Here is an 840-nt window from a genome sequence, read left to right on the forward strand (position 1 = left end):
TTCATCTTCCTGCTCATGGACCATCCACATACTTTGCGAGAATAAATATCAAGAAATACGGCTAAGTACAGTACCCCTTTCTTTGTCGGAATATATGTAATATCCCCAACCCAAATCTTGTTTTTTCCATCAGTTTGAAATAACTGATTAAGTAGATTAGGCCTTTCTATTGAAGATGATTTCTGATTGTAATGCTTGTATCTGCATCTTGTACCTCTTGGAACCAACTTCATATTTCTCATCAATTTTGCAACACGTTTTCGATTTACAGTGATACCCTTTTGCTCAAGGGCTTTTGAAATCCTTATAGAACCATATCTACCTTTATGCTCTTCGAATATCTCTCTAATTTCAGCACTTAAAACTTCATTTTCAAGCATTAGCTTGGATGGTCTTCTATTTAGGTATTCATAGAAACCAGAACGCTAAATATTTAATGTCTTACAGGCCTTCTTGATATTATACTTGTTCTGGTTTTCCTTGAGATATTGGAATCTTACACATTTTTTTCTTCAAGAAGGTCCGGTATTTTTTTAGCAGTTCTAATTCTGCTCTAAGCTCTTCATTCTCTCGCTTAAGCTTTTTTATTTCATATTGAGAGTTGTAAAGTGCACTTCCATGCCCTGGAAATGCACTTTCTCCATACTCTTCATATTCACTTATCCAACGGTACAGACTATTGTAATGGATAGATAATTCCTTTGCAACTTCAGAAGCGGACATATTATCTTCCAAAACTAACTTTACTGCAGCCATCTTAAATTGACGATCATAACTTCTCCTACTCATAAACTGTCACCTTTTTCTCTTAACTTAGTGTCCAGTTTATTATACCATTTC

General features: G+C 34.8%; 2 protein-coding genes. Both read right to left on the minus strand.

Going from position 1 to position 840, the window contains the following annotated elements; all coding sequences use genetic code 11:
- Positions 1-380 (minus strand): IS3 family transposase (locus tag CLPU_RS16335; protein WP_157857753.1); only part of this gene is annotated, 380 nt, incomplete at its 3' end.
- A 79-nt stretch (positions 381-459) separates the two neighbouring features.
- Complete coding sequence (locus CLPU_RS16965; protein WP_050379152.1) at positions 460-789, minus strand: transposase; 330 nt, start codon at positions 787-789, stop codon at positions 460-462.
- Between the last annotated feature and the right edge of the window lie 51 nt (positions 790-840).

The organism is Gottschalkia purinilytica, assembly GCF_001190785.1.
Taxonomy (GTDB): domain Bacteria; phylum Bacillota; class Clostridia; order Tissierellales; family Gottschalkiaceae; genus Gottschalkia_A; species Gottschalkia_A purinilytica.

Bases quoted from the DNA above. Each gene is read 5' to 3' on its own strand.
- CLPU_RS16965 (WP_050379152.1), bottom strand. From the start codon at position 789: ATGAGTAGGAGAAGTTATGATCGTCAATTTAAGATGGCTGCAGTAAAG.